Source organism: Streptomyces sp. Ag109_O5-1, from assembly GCF_003814875.1.
GTDB lineage: Bacteria > Actinomycetota > Actinomycetes > Streptomycetales > Streptomycetaceae > Streptomyces > Streptomyces sasae.
Window position 1 is genome coordinate 4,125,414 of sequence record NZ_RKQF01000001.1, and the last position, 21,716, is coordinate 4,147,129.

The following is a 21,716-nucleotide window of genomic DNA, read 5'->3' on the forward strand; positions in this document are numbered from 1 at the left end:
CCTTCCTTACGTCACTTGGCCGCGGCCGGAACGTCCTCGCCGAGAAGCTTGCCGTCCGAGGTCTCGAACTGCTTCTTGAAGTCGGCGATCGCGTCGGCAACAGCGGTGAGGGTGTCGTCCGACATCTTGCCGCCCTCCTTGATGGAGGTCATGAGGCCCTGCTCCTTGCGGTGCAGGTACTCAAGCAGCTCCTTCTCGAAGCGGCGGATGTCGACGACCGGGACGTCGTCCATCTTGCCGGTGGTGCCGGCCCACACGGAGACGACCTGGTCCTCGGTGGACATCGGCTGGTACTGAGCCTGCTTGAGCAGCTCGACCAGGCGCTGACCACGCTCCAGCTGCGACTTCGACGCGGCGTCCAGGTCGGAACCGAAGGCGGCGAACGCCTCCAGCTCGCGGTACTGGGCGAGGTCCAGACGCAGACGGCCGGAGACCTGCTTCATCGCCTTGTGCTGCGCGGAACCACCGACTCGGGAGACGGAGATACCGACGTTCAGCGCGGGGCGCTGACCAGCGTTGAACAGGTCCGACTCCAGGAAGCACTGGCCGTCGGTGATGGAGATGACGTTGGTCGGGATGAACGCCGAGACGTCGTTGGCCTTGGTCTCGACGATCGGCAGACCGGTCATCGAACCGGCACCCATGTCGTCGGAGAGCTTGGCGCAGCGCTCCAGCAGACGGGAGTGCAGGTAGAAGACGTCACCCGGGTAGGCCTCACGGCCCGGCGGGCGGCGCAGCAGCAGGGAGACGGCGCGGTAGGCGTCGGCCTGCTTCGAGAGGTCGTCGAAGATGATGAGGACGTGCTTGCCCTCGTACATCCAGTGCTGGCCGATGGCCGAGCCGGTGTACGGCGCCAGGTACTTGAAGCCGGCCGGGTCGGACGCCGGGGCGGCGACGATGGTCGTGTACTCCAGCGCGCCGGCCTCTTCCAGGGCGCCACGCACGGAGGCGATGGTCGAGCCCTTCTGGCCGATGGCGACGTAGACGCAGCGGACCTGCTTCTTCGGGTCGCCCGAGCGCCAGTTGTCGCGCTGGTTGATGATCGTGTCGACGGCCAGGGCGGTCTTGCCGGTCTGGCGGTCACCGATGATCAGCTGACGCTGGCCGCGGCCGACCGGGGTCATCGCGTCGACGGCCTTGTAGCCGGTCTCCATCGGCTCGTGCACCGACTTGCGCTGCATGACGCCGGGAGCCTGCAGCTCCAGGGCGCGGCGGCCGGACGTCTCGATCTCGCCGAGGCCGTCGATCGGGTTGCCGAGCGGGTCGACGACGCGGCCGAGGTAGCCCTCGCCGACCGCGACGGAGAGGACCTCACCGGTGCGCTGCACCGGCTGACCCTCCTCGATGCCGCTGAACTCACCGAGGACGATGGCGCCGATCTCGCGCTCTTCCAGGTTCAGCGCGAGGCCGAGGGTGCCGTCCTCGAACTTCAGCAGTTCGTTGGCCATGGCCGAGGGAAGACCCTCGACCTTCGCGATGCCGTCGCCGGCAAGGGTGACCGTACCGACCTCCTCGCGCGAGGCCGCGTCCGGCTTGTACGACTGGACGAAGTTCTCCAGCGCGTCCCGGATCTCCTCCGGCCGGATCGTGAGCTCCGCCATCTGGGTTCCCTGCTCTCCTTGTTGGGCCCGAAGTTTCACTTGGGGGGTCTGGGGGCGACCCCCAGGATTCTTCTTGCACGGCCCAACCCGGGCCGTCGTAAGTACGTACTGCTCTTGAGTTGGGTCAGCTCGCCATGCGGCGGGCCGCGTCCTCGAGCCGGTCCGCGATGGAACCGTTGATGACCTCGTCACCGACCTGCACCCGGATCCCGCCGACGACCGCGGGGTCGACGTCGAGGTTGAGGTGCATCGTGCGGCCGTAGAGCTTCGCGAGGGCGGCGCCCAGGCGCTGCTTCTGCGGCTCGCTCAGCGGCACCGCCGAGGTGACGACGGCGACGACACGGCTGCGGCGCTCCGCGGCGAGCTTGGACAGGGCCTCCAGGCCCGCTTCCAGGCTACGTCCCCGCGGCACGGTCACAAGGCGCGTGACCAGACGCTCGGTGACCGGCTTGGCGCGGCCGCCGAGCAGCCGGTGCAGCAGCTCGGTCTTCGCGGCGACGGTGGCCTTGCGGTCGGTCAGCGCGGCGCGCAGCTCGGTGCTGGAGGAGACGATCCGGCCGAACCGGAACAGCTCGTCCTCGGCGTCGTCCAGCGCGCCGGACTTCTCCGCGGCCGTGAGGTCGGCGGTGTTCGCCAGCTCCTCCAGCGCGTCCACCAGGTCGCGGGGCTGCGACCAGCGGGAGCGGACCAGGCCGGACACCAGGTCGGCGGTGGTCTCGGAGACCTGGCCGCCGATCAGGCGCCGGACCAGCTCGGCCTTCGCCTCGCCGGCCTGTGCCGGGTCGGTGAGGACCCGGCGCAGGCCTCCCTCGCGGTCGAGCAGCGCGGTGACGGCCGCCAGCTCGTCGGCGAGCCGCGTCGCGTCCACGGACGTCGAGTCCGTCAGCGCGTCGAGACGCTCACGTGCGGCTGCCAGGGCCTCGCGGCTCGCTCCGTTCATCGCGCGGCCTCGGCCTTCTCCTCGAGCTCGTCGAGGAAGCGGTCGATCACGCGGCTCTGACGGGCGTGGTCCTCAAGGGACTCACCGACGAGCTTGCCGGCCAGGTCGGTGGCCAGCTGGCCCACGTCCTGACGCAGCGCCTGCGCGGCGGACTTGCGGTCGGCCTCGATCTGCGCGTGACCGGCGGCGACGATCTCCTCACGCTGCCGCTGGCCCTCGGCGCGCATCTCGGCGATGAGCGTGGCGCCCTGCTCCTGAGCCTCCTGGCGCAGGCGCGCGGCCTCGTGCCGGGCCTCGGCCAGCTGCGCCTTGTACTGCTCGAGGACGCTCTGGGCCTCGGTCTGGGCGGCCTCGGCCTTCTCGATACCGCCCTCGATCGCCTCGCGGCGCTGCTCCAGAACCTTGTTGATGTTCGGAAGGAGCTTCTTGGCGAGGAAGCCGAAGACGATGACGAAGGCGATCAGGCCGATGACGAGCTCTGGGACCGGCGGGATGAGAGGGTTTTCGGGCTTCTCCGCCGCCAGCTGAACCAAGAGGCTCATATCAGTGCCTTTCGTCTAATGGTGCGCGACGGTCGGGTCAGGAGGTCGGGTAGACGAACGGCATGACCAGACCGATCAGGGCGAGCGCCTCACAGAAGGCGAAGCCGAGGATCTGGTTGGCGCGGATCAGGCCGGCCGCCTCGGGCTGGCGGGCGAGGGCCTGGGTGCCGTTACCGAAGATGATGCCGACGCCGACGCCCGGGCCGATCGCCGCGAGGCCGTAACCGATGGAACCGAGGTTGCCGATGACCGTGGCGCCGGCGGCAAGGGTCTGGAGAGCGGACATGCCGGTTCTTCCTTCTCTTTCAATGACCGGTGGGGGTTGGCCACCGGATGTCATGGGTGGTGGGACGGGTTGGCGCTCAGTGGGACTCGGCGAGCGCGCCCTGAATGAAGCTGCAGGTCAGCAGTACGAAGACATAGGCCTGGACAGCCTGGATGAAGAGCTCGAAGGCCGTCATCACGAGAACCATCACGAACGACACGGCGGAGTAGGCGATACCGATGCCGTTCAGCATGTACCAGCTGGCGATCGTGAAGAGCAGCAGCAGGGTGTGGCCGGCGAACATGTTCGCGAAGAGTCGGACGGCGTGGGTGAAGGGCCGCACGAGCAGGTTCGAGAAGAGCTCGATCGTCATCGACAGCGGGAGGACCGCGCCGAGCGACTTGTCATAGCCGGTGAAGTTCTTGAAGGCGCCGACGAAGCCGTGGCGCTTGAAGGTCAGCGAGACCCACAGGATGTAGACGATGGCGGCCAGGGCGACGGGGTACGAGATGATCGCGGTGACCGGGAACTGAGCGACCGGGATGATCGACCAGAGGTTCATCATCCAGACGAAGAAGAACAGCGAGACGACGAGCGGGACGTACTTCTCGCCTTCCTTCTTGCCGATGGTCTCGTAGACGACACCGCGCCGGACGAAGTCGTAGCCGGCCTCGGCGACCATCTGGAGCTTGCCCGGGACGACCTTCGGACGGGCGAAGGCGGCCCAGAAGACGGCCACGATGATGATCGACCCGAGCAGCGCCAGCAGCATCGTCTTGTTGAAGTACACGTTGCTGTTCGCGTCGCCGAAGATCGGCTCGAACAGGAACGAGTGCAGGCCCGGAGCCGGGAAGCCGCACCCGCTGAACAGGTGACAGCTCGTGTCGAAAGCGAGCGTCTGCGTCGGGTCAGCACTCACCGCGGGCTCCTTCATCGTGGCGCATGGATACGGCAACCTCGTTGTGTCGGCGCGGCGCATGGCCGCGGTTCGGCACGGGACTGGTGTTACGGATGTGGGGGCGGCTGAGGGGCATCTCGCCTCGCGATTGAACAGGCGTCAGCTCAGATGCCCGCGCCCGCGATGCCGCAGTTGGCACCGGACGATAGCAGGATCTCTCGTACGCCTTTATCCCGCCCCTACCCCTCACGACGAATGCCCGGACTTCTCGGCCTTGTCGGTCTTGTCGGGTTCGACATAGAGGATCTTGGCCTTCATGTGGGCACGGGTCTGCGCGGCGATCCACGTGAGCGTGGCGACCACGAGCGCGATGGCGAAGGCCCGGGGGTTGAACAGCGTCGTGTTCTTGAACAGGGCCATGAAGATGAACAGCAGCAGAAGCTGGGCCGCGTAGAGCATCAGGCCCATCATCTGGAAGAGCTGCGGCATGGATTTGGCCGTGCGCTGCAGAACGTAGAGACCGATCCCCATGAAGAGGATCACGATCACCGTCCCGACGACCGCCCCGATCGCCCCCTTGCCGCCCGCGACCACCCCGCTGATGACAGCGGCGAGTACGCCGACGGCGGCCGTGGGTACGGCGGCCTGGGCCAGGATCCGGGCGTCATTGGACGGCATGGCGGCAACTCCGCTTTCGCAGGGGGCAGGGTGTCGTCATGGACGAGCGTAGTCCCGGTCGGAGGGGCGAAAAGCTCACGCCGACCTCACGCCGATGGACCATCGCACTGGGGTCCTTCGACTCTCTCCCGGGTTCTCGTGAACCGTATCACAAACTATTTGATGAGGTCTTTACCTGGTAGGTGTGCCAGCTGTCACACATGAGAGTGAACCTGCCCGTCCGAGCAAAAACCGAGCCGTTGTGTCTGGTATTGGGGGGCTTTGCTCCCCCACGAGTTGGCAATGCTCTAGTCAGATTCTTACCTTGGCGGGTCAGCGTGAGGACCCGGAAGTGCGCCGGTCCAGGAAGCGCGAACGGGGGCCGATGGCGGTCGCGCCATTGACCGGGGGCGCTCCCGCGGTGATCGGAGAGCGGTGCCCGACGGGCTCCTCCTCGCACTCCGGCTCCTCGCCGGCCACAGGCGTCTGCGGGGTTGCGGCGCCCGGCGCCTCGGCGGCCCGGGCGGCCCGGCGGCGCCGGTAGCGGGGCGGCACGAAGGCCTCCGCCCAGCGCGGGGTACGCGGTGTGAACCGCGGCAGCAGAAGCAGGACCAGGCCGATCGCACTGAGGAACACCACACCGAGCACGATCCACATGGACGCGGAGTTCACCGAGTAGGCCAGCGCGCCGAAGGCGATCAGCGCCGACCAGAAGTACATGATCAGCACGGCCCGGCTGTGCGAGTGGCCGATCTCCAGGAGCCGGTGGTGCAGATGCCCCCGGTCCGCCGCGAACGGCGACTGGCCGCGCCAGGTGCGCCGGACGATGGCCAGGACCAGGTCGGCGGCCGGCACCGCGATGATCGTCAGGGGCAGCAGCAGCGGGATGTAGACCGGCACCGTCTGGTGGACCGCCGCCTTCTCGGAGCCGGCGTACAGGTTCAGCGCGTCCGGGTCGACCTGACCGGTGATGGAGATCGCGCCCGCGGCCAGCACCAGCCCGATCAGCATCGAGCCCGAGTCGCCCATGAAGATCCGCGCCGGATGCATGTTGTGCGGCAGGAAGCCCAGGCACATGCCCATCAGGATCGCCGCGAACAGCGTGGCCGGGGCGGCGGCCTCGATGCCGTACGAGTACCAGATGCGGTAGGCGTACAGGAAGAACGCGGTCGCCGCGATGCACACCATGCCGGAGGCCAGGCCGTCGAGGCCGTCGACGAAGTTCACCGCGTTGATCGTGATGACGACCAGGGCGACCGTCAGCAATGTGCCCTGCCACGGGGTCAGGGCCACATTGCCGACGCCCGGGATGGGCAGCCACAGGATCGTCAGACCCTGCATGACCATGACGCCCGCGGCGATCATCTGACCGCCCAGCTTGATCAGCGCGTCGATCTCGAACTTGTCGTCGAGCACACCGATCAGCCAGATCAGCGCGGCGCCGGAGAGCAGCGCCCGCGGCTCGTTCGACTTCTCGAAGACCTCGTTGAGGTTGGTCAGGTGGTCGGCGACCAGCAGACCCGCGCACAGGCCGAAGAACATCGCGATCCCGCCGAGCCGCGGAGTCGGTTCCCGGTGCACGTCACGGGCCCTGATCTCCGGCATGGCCCCGGCCACGATCGCGAACTTCCGTACCGGCCCTGTCAGCAGGTACGTCACCGCGGCCGTGATGCAGAGCGTCAGCAGGTATTCACGCACAGGCTTCCCCACAGGTCTCGCTGGCCATCACAGCCCCACACCCTAGCGAGGGACGCATATGTATGGGGACTTCCGGGTAGCGACGATGGTTGCACGTGTGGCTGTGAACCGTGCGCACAACGGGTGTACGACGCTGCGCCTACCCCGTCTCACCCGGGATACGGCGGAAATCTACCTGTGAGCTCACGCACCTCGTCACGCACCCTCCCCGCTTCCGTGTCACCGCGCACCGCGCCCCCCAGCAGGGCCGCGATCCGGGGCATCTCCTCCTGCCCCATGCCCTGCGTGGTCACGGCGGCGGTGCCCAGGCGCAGCCCCCGCGCGTCCGCGTGCGGCAGGGCGCAGCAGTCGAGGACGATGCCGGCCGCCGCCAGCCGCCCACGGGCGGAGCGGCCGTCGACGCCGAGCGGGGCGGTGTCCACGGTGATCAGGTGCGTGTCCGTGCCGCCGGTGGTGACCACCAGCCCCTCGTCGGCCAGCGCCGCCGCGAGCACCTTGGCATTGGCGACCACCTGATGGGCGTACGCGGTGAACGCCGGTGTTGCCGCCTCCCCGAACGCGACCGCCTTGGCGGCGATGCTGTGCATCTGTGCGCCGCCCTGGGTGAACGGGAACACGGCCCGGTCGAGCCGCTCGGCCAGCTCCGGCGACCCGCACAGGAGCATCCCGCCGCGCGGCCCGCGCAGCACCTTGTGCGTGGTCGCGCACACGACATCGGCGTACGGCACGGGGTTCGGCGCCGCTCCCCCGGCGACCAGCCCGATGGGATGCGCCGCGTCGGCGATCAGATAGGCGCCGACCTCGTCGGCGACCTCGCGGAAGTACGCGTAGTCGATGTGGCGCGGATAGGCGATGGAGCCGCACACGATCGCCTTGGGCCGGTGGCTGCGGGCCAGCGCCCGCACCTGGTCGTAGTCGATGAGCCCGCTCTCCGCGTCGACGCCGTACCCGACGAAGTCGAACCAGCGGCCGGAGAAGTTGGCCGGCGAACCGTGCGTGAGATGGCCGCCGTAGGGCAGCCCCAGAGCGAGAACGGTGTCTCCGGGGCGCAGCAGGGCGGCATAGGCGGCCAGAACGGCGGACGACCCGGAATGGGACTGCACATTGGCGTGCGCGGCGCCGAACAGGGCCTTGGCGCGGTCGACGGCGAGCCGCTCGGCGACGTCGACGATCTCGCAGCCGCCGTGGTGCCGGGCGCCCGGGTAGCCCTCGGCGTACTTGTTGGCGAGCGGCGAGCCGAGGGCGGCCAGCACGGCCCGGGAGGTGAAGTTCTCGGCGGCGATGAGCTGGAGCGAGTTCGACTGCCGGGCCAGCTCGCCAAGGAGGATCTCGGCCAGCTCCGGATCCTGCCGCCGCAGCAGATCGGTCTCATCGAGGGTAGGGATGACCGACATGGCGGGCTCCGGGCGGTCGACGGTGACGTACGACCAATGTAGGCCGGGTATGGGGTGGACGCGCGGTTTGTGCGTATGACCGTGGTGCCGGTGGTTTCGCTACCGGAGGGGTGATTGCGAAGAGTCGCGCGGCTTCGGGTGCGTGGGGGTTGCTCGCGCCCACGCGGCGGTAGCCGCACATCGGCACAGCCCCGCGCCCCTTACGGGGCTGCCTGCGCCTACGGGGCTACATCCGCGCCGGGACCCCGGTCAGCGCCGTGACCACCGGGTCCAGGGCCTCGTGTATCTCGTCCCCGATCGACCGGAAGAACGGCAGCGGGGCCCCGTACGGGTCGTACACCTCGTCCGCCTCCGCCGTCGGGGCCAGCAGCCACCCGCGTAGCGCGGCGGCCGCACGGACCAGCGCGCGCGCCCGGACAACCACGCCGTCCGTCACCGGCGGCAGCGTCGCCGGGTCGATCGCACGGACCAGGCGGGTGAACTCCTTCAGCGTGAAGGTGCGCAGGCCGGCCGAGTGGCCCATGGAGATGACCTGGGCGCGGTGGTCACGGGTGGCCGTCAGGACCAGGTCGGCGCGGATGACGTGCTCGTCGAGCAGTTCGCGGCCCACGAAGCCGGAGGCGTCCGCGCCGAAGTCGGCCAGCACGGCCTCCGCGTTGGCCTCCATGGGCGCGCCCTCATGGCCCCAGGTCCCCGCGCTCTCCACGATCAGCCCGCCGCCCAGGAACGTACCGAGCCGGTCCGTCACGAGATGGCGGTTCAGCCGCTCGGTGATCGGCGAGCGGCACACGTTGCCAGTGCTGACGTGGAGGATGCGGAAACTGTCGCGCGGCAGCCCCACGAAGGTCGTCGTGATCTCCGCCGCGCGCTCCCCGTTGCCTATGCCACGCCCCGCGTCAGGGGCTGTCAATTCGCCACCTCGAGGTCGGGTACGACCTTCCGCAGCTCCTCCGCCGAGAGCGCGCCGGCGCGCAGCAGCAGCGGCACCTCACGGGTGACGTCGACGATCGACGAGGGGATGTTGCCCGGGGTCGGACCGCCGTCGAGGTACACGGAGACGGAGTCGCCGAGCATCTGCTGGGCGGCGTCGCAGTCCTCGGGCGCCGGGTGGCCGGTCAGGTTGGCGGAGGAGACGGCCATCGGGCCGACCTCGGTGAGCAGTTCGATGGCGACCGGGTGCAGTGGCATGCGCACGGCGACCGTGCCCCGGGTGTCGCCCAGGTCCCACTGCAGGGACGGCTGGTGCTTGGCGACCAGCGTGAGCGCGCCCGGCCAGAACGCGTCGACCAGCTCCCAGGCCAGCTCGGAGAAGTCGGTGACGAGACCGTGGAGCGTGTTCGGGGACCCGATCAGCACGGGGGTGGGCATGTTGCGGCCCCGGCCCTTGGCGTCGAGCAGGTCGGAGACCGCCTCCGAGGTGAACGCGTCGGCGCCGATGCCGTACACCGTGTCGGTCGGCAGCACCACCAGTTCGCCCCGGCGGACGGCCGACGCGGCCTCGCGCAGACCCGTCGCGCGGTCGGTCGCGTCATTGGTGTCGTATCGCCGTGCCATGTCTAGCGGGCCTCCTCGTACACGAAGTACACGTACTTCCGGGACTCCCGGAGCTTCCGGGACTGAGTCTGGGGGGTGCTCACGGCAGCGCCTTGCGGGCGGTCGCGAAGCGGGGTCGCCTGTTGAGGTCCGGGTGGTCGGCCGCGTCGGCCCAGCCCCGCTCCTCGGTGAAGATCCACGGCACCTGGCCGCCCTGGGTGTCGGCGTGCTCGATGACGACGACGCCGCCGGGACGCAGCAGCCGGTGCGCGGTGCGTTCGATGCCCCGGATCAGGTCGAGGCCGTCCTCGCCGGAGAACAGGGCCAGCTCCGGGTCGTAGTCGCGGGCCTCGGGGGCGACGTACTCCCACTCGGTGAGCGGGATGTAGGGCGGGTTGGAGATGACCAGGTCGACATGGCCGTCGAGGTCGTGGAAGGCGTCCAGGGCGTCTCCCTGGCGCAGGTCGACCCTGGAGCCCGCCATGTTCTTGCGGGTCCACTGGAGCGCCTCCTCGGACAGCTCCACGGCGTGCACACGCGAACGCGGGACCTCCTGGGCGAGGGCCAGCGCGATGGCGCCGGAGCCGGTGCACAGGTCGACGATGCACGGCTCGACGACGTCCATGGCGCGCACGGCGTCTATGGCCCAGCCGACCACCGACTCGGTCTCCGGCCGGGGCACGAACACGCCGGGCCCCACCTGGAGTTCGAGGTAGCGGAAGTACGCCCGCCCGGTGATGTGCTGGAGCGGCTCGCGCTGCTCCCGCCGGGCGATGACCTCCCAGTAGCGGGCGTCGAAGTCGGAGTCCTTCACGGAGTGCAGCGCGCCCCGCTTCACGCCGTGCACGAACGCGGCGAGCTCCTCCGCGTCGTTGCGCGGCGAGGGCACGCCGGCGTCGGCCAGCCGCTGGGCGGCCTGGGCCACCTCGGCGAGCAGCAGGTTCACGCTGGTCCTCCGTGTAGTAACTCGTACCTCTTATGCAGCTGCCAGCTTCGCGGCCGAGTCCGCGTCGACACAGGCCTGGATCACCGCGTCGAGGTCGCCGTCCAGGACCTGGTCCAAGTTGTACGCCTTGAAGCCGACGCGGTGGTCCGAGAGACGATTCTCCGGGAAGTTGTACGTACGGATCTTCTCGGAGCGGTCGACGGTGCGGACCTGGCTGCGGCGGGCGTCGGCGGCTTCCTTCTCCGCCTCCTCCTGCGCCGCGGCGAGCAGCCTGGAGCGCAGGATACGCAAGGCCTGCTCCTTGTTCTGCAGCTGGCTCTTCTCGTTCTGGCAGGAGGCGACGACTCCGGTGGGCAGGTGCGTGATGCGCACCGCGGAGTCGGTGGTGTTGACGGACTGCCCGCCGGGCCCGGAGGACCGGTAGACGTCGATGCGGAGGTCGTTGGGGTTGATCTCGACGTCGACCTCCTCGGCCTCGGGCGTGACCAGCACACCGGCGGCAGAGGTGTGGATACGGCCCTGCGACTCGGTCGCCGGCACGCGCTGCACGCGGTGCACACCGCCCTCGTACTTCAGCCGCGCCCAGACGCCCTGACCGGGCTCCGTCGCGCCGTTGCCGCCCTTGGTCTTCACGGCGACCTGGACGTCCTTGTAGCCACCCAGCTCCGACTCGGTGGAGTCGATGATCTCGGTCTTCCAGCCGACACGCTCGGCGTACCGCAGGTACATGCGCAGCAGATCGCCCGCGAACAGCGCCGACTCGTCACCACCCGCCCCGGCCTTGATCTCCAGGATCACGTCCTTGTCGTCGGACGGGTCCCGGGGCACCAGCAGCAGCCGCAGCTTCTCGGTGAGCTCGTCGCGCTGCTTGTCCAGCTCCTTGACCTCGGCGGCGAAGTCGGGGTCGTCGGCGGCCAGTTCACGCGCGGTCTCGATGTCGTCGCCGGTCTGCTTCCAGGAGCGGAACGTGGCGACGATCGGGGTGAGCTCGGCGTAGCGCTTGTTCAGCTTGCGCGCGTTGGCCTGGTCGGCGTGGACCGACGGGTCGGCGAGCTTCTTCTCCAGGTCGGCGTGCTCGACGACGAGTTCCTCGACGGCCTCGAACATTTTTGGCTCCTGATACTGCTACTGCGTACGGAAGGGAAGGCGGGCGACCAAAAACGCCGGTCCCGGGCACACCCCTCGCGGGGGCGTGGCCGTGGACCGGCGAAATGGGGCTCGCTACTTCTTGGAGCCGGCGGCAGCCTTGCCGAAGCGGGCCTCGAAGCGGGCCACACGGCCACCGGTGTCGAGGATCTTCTGCTTGCCCGTGTAGAACGGGTGGCACTCGGAGCAGACCTCAGCGCGGATGGTGCCGGACTGGATGGTGCTACGAGTCGTGAACGACGCGCCACAGGTGCAGCTGACCTGCGTCTCGACGTACTCGGGGTGGATGTCGCGCTTCAAGGGTGTCTCCTAGATATCGGGAGGGCACCGGGTCGCTGCCGCGGGCTGCGGGAACGTGAACCGGGGCCGACGTACCAGTCTGCCAGGGCTGGCCGCATAGCCCAAAACCGGGGGGAGCGGCCGGGTATTCCCAAGGGCTCGGGGGGACGGTCGCGCCCAGGGGGGTGCCACGGTTTCGCCGTGCGCGAGTGGCGGTCGTCGTGGGTTGTTCGCGCAGTTCCCCGCGCCCCTTCAGGGGCGCTGGGGGTACCCCCGGCCGAAGGCTGGGGGAGGAACTGCGCGACAAGCCCCCACCGGGCCGCGCCCTCACGACGACGTCACGACCCCCTTGGCCTGCCCTGTCGCCGTGCCCTCGGTCGCCGACGCCGGGATCGGCCGGTCGTTCTCCAGCGCCTTCCAGACCTGCTTCGCCTTCGCCTTCGCCACTATCACCCGGTTCGGGTTCGACGGGTCGTACTCCACCGGCATCGTCACCATGCGCATGTTCTTCGAGTCGATGGACTTCAGCCCGTTCGCGAAGTCGATCAGGGAGTTCACCGAGCCCAGGTCGGAGTCGGTGGTGACCGTCTTCGTCGCGGTGTCGGCCAGGTCGTACAGCTTCGTGGGGCTGGTGAAGACGCCCACCTGCTTGATCTGGGCGATCAGCGCCTTGACGAACGCCTGCTGCAGCTGGATGCGGCCCAGGTCGGAGCCGTCGCCGACGCCGTGCCGGGTGCGGACCAGGCCGAGTGCCTGTGCGCCGTCGAGCGTGTGGGTGCCGGCCTTGAGGTCGAGGTGGCTCTCCCGGTCGTCGATGGCCTTCGTCGTGGTGACCTCGACCCCGCCGAGCTCGTCGATCAGCTTCTGGAAGCCGGAGAAGTCGATCTCCAGATAGTGGTCCATGCGGATGCCGGTCATCGACTCGACCGTCTTGACCGCGCAGGTCGCGCCGCCCGTGGAGTACGCGCTGTTGAACATCACGCCGGTCGCGGCGGAGTGCGTGACGCCCTTCGCGTCCTTGCAGGACGGGCGGTCGATCAGGGTGTCCCGGGGGATGGAGACCACGCTGGCCTTCTTGTGCCCCTGGTAGACGTGGATGATCATCGCCGTGTCGGAGCGCGCGCTGCCGTCGTCCGTACCGCCGCCGAGCTTCTTGTTGGCACCGGAACGCGTGTCCGAGCCGAGGACCAGGATGTTCTCGGAGCCGTTGTCGACCTTGGCGGGCCGCTCGCCGCCGAGGGCCTGGTTGATGTCGACGGTCCTGAGGTTGCCGTTGAGCTTGAAGTACAGGTAGCCGACGCCGGTACCGCCCAGGACGAGGATGCCCGCCGCCGTCCAGGCCGTGACGAGCAGCGCCCTGCGGCCCCTGCCCCGGGGCTTGCGGTGGCTCATGGCCTTCGTCCCGGTCCCGGGTATGCCCGGCTCCGGCGTGCTCTCCGCGGACATGGGCTCCTCTGCTCTCGTACGGCTGCTCGTCTACCCCCTGCGTTCAGGGTCGGGTCCGGCGGGTGCATACCGGACCATCGTCACTCCGCCTGGTCAGACAGCGAAACTCGGGAAAGGGTTGCACAACGCAGTGTGCCCACCGCGTAGGGCGATGGGCACACCGGGTGATCGGGTTTCATCGGGCAAGTGGGGTGAACCCCCGCTCACCAGCCATGTCAGCCGAAGATGTCGTACTGCTGGAAACCGGTACCGAGCGACCTCCTTGTGGCAAAGATCTCGCTTGTCCCCTTTCCGGTGCCCGGGTAGAGGTACAGCGTGCCGCCGGTCGTACGGGCCAGCAGGTCGGCCTTGCCGTCACCGTTGAAGTCGCCGACCGCGGCGAGGGTGTTGAAGCCGGTCCAGGCGGAGCGGACCTTCACCCGGGCCGAGAAGAGACCGGTGCCGGACTTGCCGGTGCCCTTGTACAGGTACAGGTCGCCGCCGCTGCTCTTGCGGGCCAGCAGGTCGGCCTTGCCGTCGCCGTTGAAGTCGCCGAAGCCGCGCAGCTGGTTGTACTGGCTCCAGCCGCTGCCGATCCGGACCGCGGAGCCGAAGGTGCCGTTGCCCTTGCCCGGGTACAGCCACAGCACGCCGCCGGAGTCCTCGGAGAGGACGTCGGGCAGGTAGTCGCCGGTGAGGTCACCGGGGATGACGATGGCCTTGCGGGTCCTCCAGCCGGAGAAGATCTTCGTGGTGACCCAGGAGCCGCCGTCCTGGGCGCTGTTCAGCACGAAGTGGTACCAGTAGACGTCGCCGGTGGAGGACACCCGGAAGACGAGATCCTGGTAGCCGTCGCGGTTGAGGTCGGCCTGCAGGACGACGTTGACGCCGCTGAAGTCGCCCGCGGAGATGCGCGAGGCGAACGAGGTGCCCTTGGAGACCAGCTCGTAACCGGCCTTGGTCGACGACTTGCGGACGAACAGGTCGGCCTTGCCGTCGGAGCTCAGGCTGGTGTCGGTGATCTGCGGGTAGGCGGCACCGACGTAGGTGCTGACCTTCGAGAAAACGGCGTAGGAGCCGCTGGCGACACAGTTCTTGGCGCCCCAGGAGACCACGCCGACGATCCTGCCGCCGACGACCAGCGGACCGCCGGAGTCGCCGTTGCAGGTGGTCGTCGTGCCGGTGTCGCTGCCGGTGGCGCGCGCGCCCGCGCAGACCATGTGGCCCTTGACGAAGTCGGTGCTGCCGTAGGCGGCGGTGCAGGTGGCGTCCGAGTCGATCGGCAGCTTGGCCGTCTTCAGCGTGTCGGAGATGTCCTGCGTGGTGGAGGTGGTCCGGCCCCAGCCGTAGACCGTGGCGGTCTGGGCGGCCGTGCCCGTGTACGACGCGGTGTCGGTGTTCGTCGTCATGCGGATCGGCGTCGCCTTGACGGGGGCCGCCAGGGTGAGCACCGCGATGTCGTTGTTGGGGGCGCCGTTCCTCGACACGGTGTACGAGGGGTGGTTCCACTGACGCAGGACGGCGGAGACGGTGCCGCCGTGCAGGTTGTCACTTCCGTCGCTGTTGGTGGTGGGCAGCGAGGCCGTGCCGGTGATGACCACGGAGTCGGTGGTGCTCCACTTGAAGCCCTTGACGCAGTGTGCGGCGGTGAGGATCTTCGTGGGCGAGATGACCGAGCCGCCGCAGAAGAAGCCGGTGCCGGTGCTCTTGTCGTAGTACCAGAGCTGAGCCATCCAGGGCGCCGTGGAGATGGTGGTCGTACCGCCGCCGATGATCTTCGGTGAGACGGCGGCACCGCTGCTCGGCGTCTTCGTCGTGGTGGTCTTGCCGTTGACGGCGGCGACCGCGTCGGCGACGCGCTGCTTCAGCGTGGCCTGCGACGTCGTGTTGACGGCCGGCTTGACCGCGGGCGCCGGCAGCGTGGCCGCGTTGGCGGAGGTCGAGATCAGTGCGGCCGTGACGGCGGCGGCGATTCCGGCCGCGGCGACGGGCAGCGCAAAACGTATCCGACGTCTGTGCCGACCGCTCCCGGACGTGGGTGTACCCACCTAAGTCCCCCCTCGGGATCAGGAGTTCGAGATTCGGCCACATGACCGAAGGCGCGATGCTACACCGAGGAGGGGAACGCAAAGGTAAACGCAAAGGGCCGCACCCTGCGCCGTGCAGGGTGCGGCCCTTTTGCCCGCTTTTCTTGCCTTACAGCAAGGGTCAGTCGCCGTTGCCGGGCGTCGGCGTCGTCTTCTGAATCTGCATCAGGAACTCGATGTTCGACTTCGTCTGCTTCATCTTGTCGAGCAGCAGCTCGATCGCCTGCTGCTGGTCGAGCGCGTGCAGCACCCGGCGCAGCTTCCAGACGACGGCCAGCTCCTCGTTGCCGAGCAGGATCTCTTCCTTACGGGTACCGGACGCGTCGACGTCCACCGCCGGGAAGATGCGCTTGTCGGCGAGCTTCCGGTCGAGCTTGAGCTCCATGTTGCCGGTGCCCTTGAACTCCTCGAAGATCACCTCGTCCATGCGGGACCCGGTGTCCACCAGGGCGGTGGCGAGGATGGTCAGCGACCCGCCGTCCTCGATGTTGCGGGCCGCACCGAAGAAGCGCTTCGGCGGGTACAGGGCGGTCGAGTCGACACCACCGGACAGGATGCGGCCGGAGGCCGGGGCGGCGAGGTTGTACGCACGGCCCAGACGCGTGATCGAGTCGAGCAGCACGACGACGTCGTGACCCAGCTCCACCAGACGCTTGGCGCGCTCGATGGCGAGCTCGGCGACCGTGGTGTGGTCCTCGGCCGGGCGGTCGAAGGTCGAGGAGATGACCTCGCCCTTGACCGACCGCTGCATGTCGGTGACCTCTTCCGGACGCTCGTCGACCAGGACGACCATCAGGTGGCACTCGGGGTTGTTGTGCGTGATCGCGTTGGCGATCGCCTGCATGATCATGGTCTTGCCGGTCTTCGGCGGGGCCACGATCAGACCGCGCTGGCCCTTACCGATCGGCGACACGAGGTCGATGATGCGGGTGGTCAGCACGCCCGGGTCCGTCTCCAGGCGGAGGCGGTCCTGCGGGTAGAGCGGGGTCAGCTTGGTGAACTCCGGGCGGCCGCGGCCGTGTTCGGGCGCCATACCGTTGACGGAGTCCAGACGGACCAGCGCGTTGAACTTCTCGCGCCGCTCGCCTTCCTTGGGCTGGCGGACCGCGCCGGTGATGTGGTCGCCCTTGCGCAGGCCGTTCTTGCGGACCTGGGCGAGGGAGACGTACACGTCGTTCGGGCCGGGCAGGTAGCCGGAGGTCCGGATGAACGCGTAGTTGTCGAGGATGTCCAGGATGCCCGCGACGGGGATCAGGACGTCGTCGTCGGCCAGCTGCGGCTCGGCGCCGCCGATCTCGTCACGGCCACGGCGGCCACGGCGGTCCCGGTAACGGCCACGGCGGCCACGGCGGCCGTCGAACTCGTCGTCGTCCTGCGGGCCGGCGTTGCGGTCCTGACGGCCGCCGCCCTGCTGCTGGCCCTGGCCGCCCTGCTGCTGACGGTCCTGCCGGTCCTGGCGGTCCTGACGACCGCCCTGACCGCCCTGGCCGCCCTGCTGCTCGTCGCCCTTGCCGCGGCGGTCACGGTCGCGGCCGCGGTCACGGCGGTCGCGGCGGCCACGGCCCTCTCCGTCACCGGCGTCGCCCTGCTGCGGCTGCCCGGCGGGGGCCTCGGTCTTCGTCTCGGTCTTCGCCTCGGCGACGATCGTCTCGGTGCCGGTCGCGGCCGGGCTGCCCGCCTCGGCGGTGGCGCGGCGCCGGCGGCGCTCGGCCGGGGCGTCGTCGCTGGCCGGCTGGCCGGGGATCTCGATCTGCTGCTGGGCCACGGCCTTCTCGGCGGGGGCCTCGGCGGGCTGCTCCGCCTTCTTCTCGGCGGCGTCGTCGCCCGTACGGGCCTTGGAGGTGGCCCGGCGCTTCGGCTTGGTCTCGGCGGCCGGCTCGGCCTTGGCGGGGGAGCCCCCGCCGGCCTGCGCCTCCTTGATGACCTCGATCAGCTGGCTCTTGCGCATACGCGCCGTGCCCCTGATGCCGAGGCCGGATGCGACCTGCTGAAGCTCGGCCAGCACCATGCCCTCGAGGCCGGTACCGCGGCGCCGCCGGGAGCCGGCACCGGCGGCAGGCGCGGAGGCGTCCGTGGCGGGCGCGGCAGCGGTCTCCTCGACACGTGCGCCCATCAGATCGGTGGTGTCGCTCACGAAGGGTCCTTCCCTGGAGCGGACGTCGGCCTGTCTGGCTCGGCGACCGGTTGTGCTGTCCGGCTTCGGTCCTTGCTGTGTGGACCGTGCCGGGGCGGTGGTCCGCCAAAGGCGGCGGAGAGAATTTCTGATGACGGCGCTTCCCCAGCCGTGGCACCCGGTGTCACGAGGCGTGGTCGCACCAATTCCGGAGCGTGCCCAGCGGCCCGCTCAATGCCCGCATACGGCGTACTGCCCAGGTACGACGTACCGAACGCTGAGTGGCTTGGGAGACTCCCGGAAGAATGTCTGTCCCGGACGGGGACACGAAGCACCTCGCCATGGTGGGGTCGGGTGCAGACTTGAGATTAACACTACCGGATCCAACAAACATTCCCCCTCTCCAAATCCGGCAACCGTGTGTCAGGTCGCAAGCGGCAGCACGCTCGCTCCCTGGACATCCAGGTCCAGCCGGTTGGCTGCCCAGTCGGCGCCGGCCAGGGCCTGCACCTTGTCGGCGCTCTCCGCGTCGGCCAGCGCCATGACGGTGGGTCCGGCGCCGGAGATCACGGCCGGGATCCCGTCGGCGCGCAGCCGCTCCACCAGCGCGGCGCTCTCCGGCATCGCCGGGGCGCGGTACTCCTGGTGCAGACGGTCCTCGGTGGCGGGCAGCAGCAGCTCGGGGCGCCGGGTGAGGGCCTCGACGAGCAGGGCGGCACGGCCCGCGTTGGCGGCGGCATCGACGTGCGGCACGGTGCGCGGGAGCAGTCCGCGCGCGGTCTCGGTCAGGACCGGCTTTCCGGGCACGAAAACCACCGGAACGATGGAATCGGCAGGCTCCATCCTGATCGCCCGGGCGGCGCCGGACTCCATCCAGGAGAGCGTGAAGCCGCCGAGCAGACAGGCCGCGACATTGTCGGGGTGTCCCTCGATCTCGGTGGCCAGTTCGAGGAGCGCGGCGTCGTCGAGCCTGGCCTCGCCGCCTATGGTCACGGCGCGGGCGGCGACGATCCCGGCGCAGATCGCGGCGGAGGAGGAGCCGAGGCCACGGCCGTGCGGGATGCGGTTGGCGCACACGATCTCCAGGCCGCGGGGCTGTCCGCCCAGCAGGTCGAAGGCGGTGCGCAGGGAGCGTACGAGAAGGTGGCTCTCGTCACGCGGCAGCGTCTCGCTGCCCTCACCCGCGATGTCGATGTGCAGCCCTGAGTCGGCCACCCGGACGACGACGTCGTCGTAGAGCCCCAGCGCGAGGCCCAGGGCGTCGAAGCCCGGGCCGAGGTTGGCGCTGGTGGCGGGGACGCGCACCCGGACGGCGGCGGCGCGGAACGCTGGACCGGCCATCGCTCGATGACTCTCCTTGAGCTGCGTGATTGGTCGAATGACATTCGATAGGTGACATCCGATAGGTATGTGAAGACCCTCGGGCCGTGGAGACGGCGCGGCACCGCGCCATATGCGGAGGCATATGCAGCGGGCGGGTTCACTACAGCCTATCGAAGGAAGGTTCTGTGGCGACATAGGGCGCACAGGAGGCGCACGATGCGTGTCGTAAGCCCCTTGTGCTCCCATTTCAGGGAGTCCCCTCGTCAAGACGCCACAGAGTGGTCACCGGTTGCCCGGCCGGGGCGGTCGAGTGGTCTGCCGAGTCTTCCTCGACCACCTCTCGACCGCCTCTCGAGCACACCCTGAGCGGTTCTCTAGGCGAGGCCCAGCCGCTCGGCCGCGGCGGCCGCGTCGACGGGCACGGTGACCGGCTGCGGGGCGCCGGCGACGGCCCAGTCGGGGTCCTTCAGGCCGTTGCCGGTGACCGTGCAGACGATGCGCTGGCCCGGGTCCACCTTGCCCTGCTCGGCGGCCTTGAGCAGACCGGCCACGGAGGCGGCGGAGGCGGGCTCCACGAAGACGCCCTCCTGGGCGGCCAACAGCCGGTAGGCGCGCAGGATCTCACGGTCCGTCACCTCGTCGATGAGGCCGCCGGACTCGTCCCGGGCCGCGAGCGCGAACTGCCAGGAGGCGGGGTTGCCGATGCGGATCGCGGTGGCGATGGTCGACGGGTCCTTGACGACCTCGCCGCGCACGATGGGGGCGCTGCCCGAGGCCTGGAAACCCCACATCCGGGGGGTCATGGTGGAGATGCCGTCACCGGCGTACTCCTTGTACCCCTTCCAGTACGCGGTGATGTTGCCCGCGTTGCCGACCGGCAGGACGTGGATGTCGGGCGCGTCGCCGAGCATGTCCACGATCTCGAAGGCGGCCGTCTTCTGGCCCTCGATACGCACCGGGTTGACCGAATTGACCAGCGCCACCGGGTAGTTCTCGCTCAGGTTGCGGGCGAGGGTGAGGCAGTCGTCGAAGTTGCCGTCGACCTGGAGGATCTTCGCGCCGTGCACGAGGGCCTGGCCCATCTTGCCGAGCGCGATCTTGCCGCGGGGCACCAGCACGGCGGAGACCATCCCGGCGCGCACGGCGTAGGCGGCTGCGGAGGCGGACGTGTTGCCCGTGGAGGCGCAGATGACGGCCTGCGCGCCCTCCTCCTTGGCCTTGCTGATGGCCATGGTCATACCGCGGTCCTTGAAGGACCCGGTCGGGTTCGCACCCTCCACCTTCAGGTGGACCTCGCAGCCCGTGCGCTCGGAGAGCACCTGCGCGGGCACGAGGGGCGTGCCGCCCTCGCGGAGCGTCACGACCGGCGTGGTGTCGGAGACGGGCAGCCGGTCCCGGTACTCCTCGATGATTCCGCGCCACTGGTGGGTCATTGCTGGTTACTCTCCTTCAACCCGCATGATGCTGGCGACACCCCGCACGGTGTCGAGCTTGCGCAGCGCCTCGACGGTCCCGGAGAGGGAGGCGTCGGAGGCCCGGTGGGTGACGACGACGAGGGAGGCCTCACCGTCCTTGCCCTGCTGGCGAACCGTATCGATGGAAACCCCGTGCTCGGCGAACACGGTGGCGACCTGGGCGAGAACACCCGGTTTGTCGGCGACGTCGAGGCTGATGTGGTAGCGCGTGACGACATCGCCCATCGGGGACACGGGCAGGGCGGCGTACGCCGACTCGCCGGGCCCCGTTGCCCCGCTGAGCCGGTTGCGGCAGACGGCGACCAGGTCGCCGAGGACCGCGGAGGCGGTCGGGGCGCCGCCGGCGCCGGGACCGTAGAACATCAGCTGGCCGGACGCGTCCGACTCCACGAAGACGGCGTTGTACGCGCCGCGCACCGAGGCGAGCGGGTGGGTCAGCGGAATCATCGCGGGGTGCACACGGGCCGTCACCGATCCCCCGTCCCCGGCCCGCTCACAGATGGCGAGCAGCTTGATGGTGCAGCCCATGTTCTTGGCGGAGGCGAAGTCGGAGGCGGTGACCTCGGTCATGCCCTCGCGGTAGACGTCGTCGAGACGCACCCGCGAGTGGAAGGCGATCCCGGCGAGGATGGCGGCCTTGGCGGCGGCGTCGAACCCCTCGACGTCGGCGGTCGGGTCGGCTTCCGCGTAGCCGAGTGCGGTGGCCTCGTCAAGGGCTTCCTGGTACCCCGCCCCCGTGCTGTCCATCTTGTCGAGGATGAAGTTGGTGGTCCCGTTGACGATGCCGAGCACCCGGTTGACCTTGTCGCCGGCGAGGGACTCGCGCAGCGGGCGGATCAGCGGGATGGCGCCGGCGACAGCGGCCTCGTAGTAGAGGTCCTTGTCGTGCTGCTCGGCGGCCGCGTGCAGGGCGGCACCGTCCTGGGCGAGCAGCGCCTTGTTGGCGGAGACCACGGAGGCGCCGTGCTCGAAGGCGGTGGTGATGAGGGTACGGGCGGGCTCGATGCCCCCGATGACCTCGACGACGACGTCGATGTCCCCGCGTTTCACGAGGGCCGTGGCATCGGTGGTGACCAGAGCGGGGTCGATGCCCTCACGGACTCTGGAGGGCCGTCGTACGGCGACACCGGCCAGCTCGATCGGGGCGCCGATCCGCTGTGCGAGGTCGTCGGCGTGCGTCGTCATGATGCGCGCCACCTCTGAGCCGACAACCCCACAGCCCAGCAGCGCCACCTTCAGCGGACGCGTACGCATCATCCGACCTCGTTTCTTCATACCGTCTACGGTTGGACCAGTCTCACTCACCGGACGGGAGTTTCTACCCTTGGTCCGGATTGTGAGACATCTATTTCATTCTGTGAGGACCGGAAGACAGGAGATCTTCCGGGCCCCTT

Annotated in this window: 19 protein-coding genes; all 19 read right to left on the reverse strand. The window is 69.3% G+C overall.

The genetic code is table 11. The features are described from left to right. Positions 1–11: 11 nt before the first annotated feature. Positions 12–1,601, reverse strand: coding sequence for a F0F1 ATP synthase subunit alpha (atpA, locus tag EDD90_RS18645; RefSeq protein WP_123974112.1), 1,590 nt, complete (start codon positions 1,599–1,601; stop codon positions 12–14). A gap of 124 nt (positions 1,602–1,725) precedes the next feature. Further along, positions 1,726–2,541, reverse strand: a complete 816-nt coding sequence (locus EDD90_RS18650; protein WP_123974113.1) for a F0F1 ATP synthase subunit delta — start codon at positions 2,539–2,541, stop codon at positions 1,726–1,728. Further along, on the reverse strand, positions 2,538–3,083 hold the full coding sequence (locus tag EDD90_RS18655; RefSeq protein ID WP_123974114.1) for a F0F1 ATP synthase subunit B: 546 nt from the start codon (positions 3,081–3,083) through the stop codon (positions 2,538–2,540). The genes EDD90_RS18650 and EDD90_RS18655 overlap by 4 nt, the downstream gene beginning before the upstream one ends. 37 nt (positions 3,084–3,120) lie before the next feature. Continuing rightward, positions 3,121–3,369, reverse strand: a complete 249-nt coding sequence (locus EDD90_RS18660; RefSeq protein ID WP_123974115.1) for a F0F1 ATP synthase subunit C — start codon at positions 3,367–3,369, stop codon at positions 3,121–3,123. 76 nt (positions 3,370–3,445) lie between these two features. Next, complete coding sequence (atpB, locus tag EDD90_RS18665) at positions 3,446–4,282, reverse strand: F0F1 ATP synthase subunit A (RefSeq protein WP_123974116.1); 837 nt, start codon at positions 4,280–4,282, stop codon at positions 3,446–3,448. 210 nt (positions 4,283–4,492) lie between these two features. Next, positions 4,493–4,924 carry a TspO/MBR family protein gene (locus EDD90_RS18670; protein ID WP_123974117.1) on the reverse strand — a complete coding sequence of 144 codons (432 nt, stop codon included), beginning with the start codon at positions 4,922–4,924 and terminating at the stop codon, positions 4,493–4,495. A 312-nt stretch (positions 4,925–5,236) separates the two neighbouring features. After that, positions 5,237–6,601: an MraY family glycosyltransferase gene (locus tag EDD90_RS18675; RefSeq protein WP_123974118.1), complete on the reverse strand. Its 1,365-nt coding sequence runs from the start codon at positions 6,599–6,601 to the stop codon at positions 5,237–5,239. A gap of 149 nt (positions 6,602–6,750) precedes the next feature. After that, positions 6,751–7,995 (reverse strand): serine hydroxymethyltransferase, encoded by a 1,245-nt coding sequence (glyA, locus tag EDD90_RS18680; RefSeq protein WP_123974119.1) that lies wholly within the window; start codon positions 7,993–7,995, stop codon positions 6,751–6,753. Between the two features lie 226 nt (positions 7,996–8,221). Further along, the gene (locus EDD90_RS18685; protein ID WP_123974120.1) at positions 8,222–8,905 is read right to left on the reverse strand and encodes a protein-tyrosine-phosphatase; all 684 of its coding nucleotides are present in this window, start codon (positions 8,903–8,905) and stop codon (positions 8,222–8,224) included. Then, positions 8,902–9,549, reverse strand: coding sequence for an L-threonylcarbamoyladenylate synthase (locus EDD90_RS18690; protein ID WP_123974121.1), 648 nt, complete (start codon positions 9,547–9,549; stop codon positions 8,902–8,904). The genes EDD90_RS18685 and EDD90_RS18690 overlap by 4 nt, the downstream gene beginning before the upstream one ends. Before the next feature lie 79 nt (positions 9,550–9,628). After that, complete coding sequence (prmC, locus tag EDD90_RS18695) at positions 9,629–10,474, reverse strand: peptide chain release factor N(5)-glutamine methyltransferase (protein WP_123974122.1); 846 nt, start codon at positions 10,472–10,474, stop codon at positions 9,629–9,631. A gap of 30 nt (positions 10,475–10,504) precedes the next feature. Next, a complete protein-coding gene (gene prfA / locus EDD90_RS18700) occupies positions 10,505–11,581 on the reverse strand; it encodes a peptide chain release factor 1 (protein ID WP_123974123.1) in 1,077 nt (358 codons plus the stop codon). Between the two features lie 114 nt (positions 11,582–11,695). Then, positions 11,696–11,920 (reverse strand): 50S ribosomal protein L31, encoded by a 225-nt coding sequence (gene rpmE / locus EDD90_RS18705; RefSeq protein ID WP_030672379.1) that lies wholly within the window; start codon positions 11,918–11,920, stop codon positions 11,696–11,698. Between the two features lie 306 nt (positions 11,921–12,226). Next, positions 12,227–13,345: an LCP family protein gene (locus EDD90_RS18710; RefSeq protein ID WP_123974124.1), complete on the reverse strand. Its 1,119-nt coding sequence runs from the start codon at positions 13,343–13,345 to the stop codon at positions 12,227–12,229. Positions 13,346–13,560: 215 nt separating this feature from the next. After that, entirely contained in the window at positions 13,561–15,372 is a 1,812-nt protein-coding gene (locus tag EDD90_RS18715) for a trypsin-like serine protease (RefSeq protein WP_260327923.1), read from the reverse strand. A gap of 160 nt (positions 15,373–15,532) precedes the next feature. Further along, positions 15,533–17,545, reverse strand: coding sequence for a transcription termination factor Rho (gene rho, locus EDD90_RS18720; protein WP_123974125.1), 2,013 nt, complete (start codon positions 17,543–17,545; stop codon positions 15,533–15,535). A 402-nt stretch (positions 17,546–17,947) separates the two neighbouring features. After that, entirely contained in the window at positions 17,948–18,865 is a 918-nt protein-coding gene (gene thrB / locus EDD90_RS18725) for a homoserine kinase (protein ID WP_123974126.1), read from the reverse strand. Positions 18,866–19,221: 356 nt separating this feature from the next. Then, a complete protein-coding gene (gene thrC, locus EDD90_RS18730; RefSeq protein ID WP_123974127.1) occupies positions 19,222–20,280 on the reverse strand; it encodes a threonine synthase in 1,059 nt (352 codons plus the stop codon). Between the two features lie 6 nt (positions 20,281–20,286). Continuing rightward, complete coding sequence (locus EDD90_RS18735) at positions 20,287–21,579, reverse strand: homoserine dehydrogenase (RefSeq protein ID WP_185149609.1); 1,293 nt, start codon at positions 21,577–21,579, stop codon at positions 20,287–20,289. Positions 21,580–21,716 lie beyond the last annotated feature (137 nt).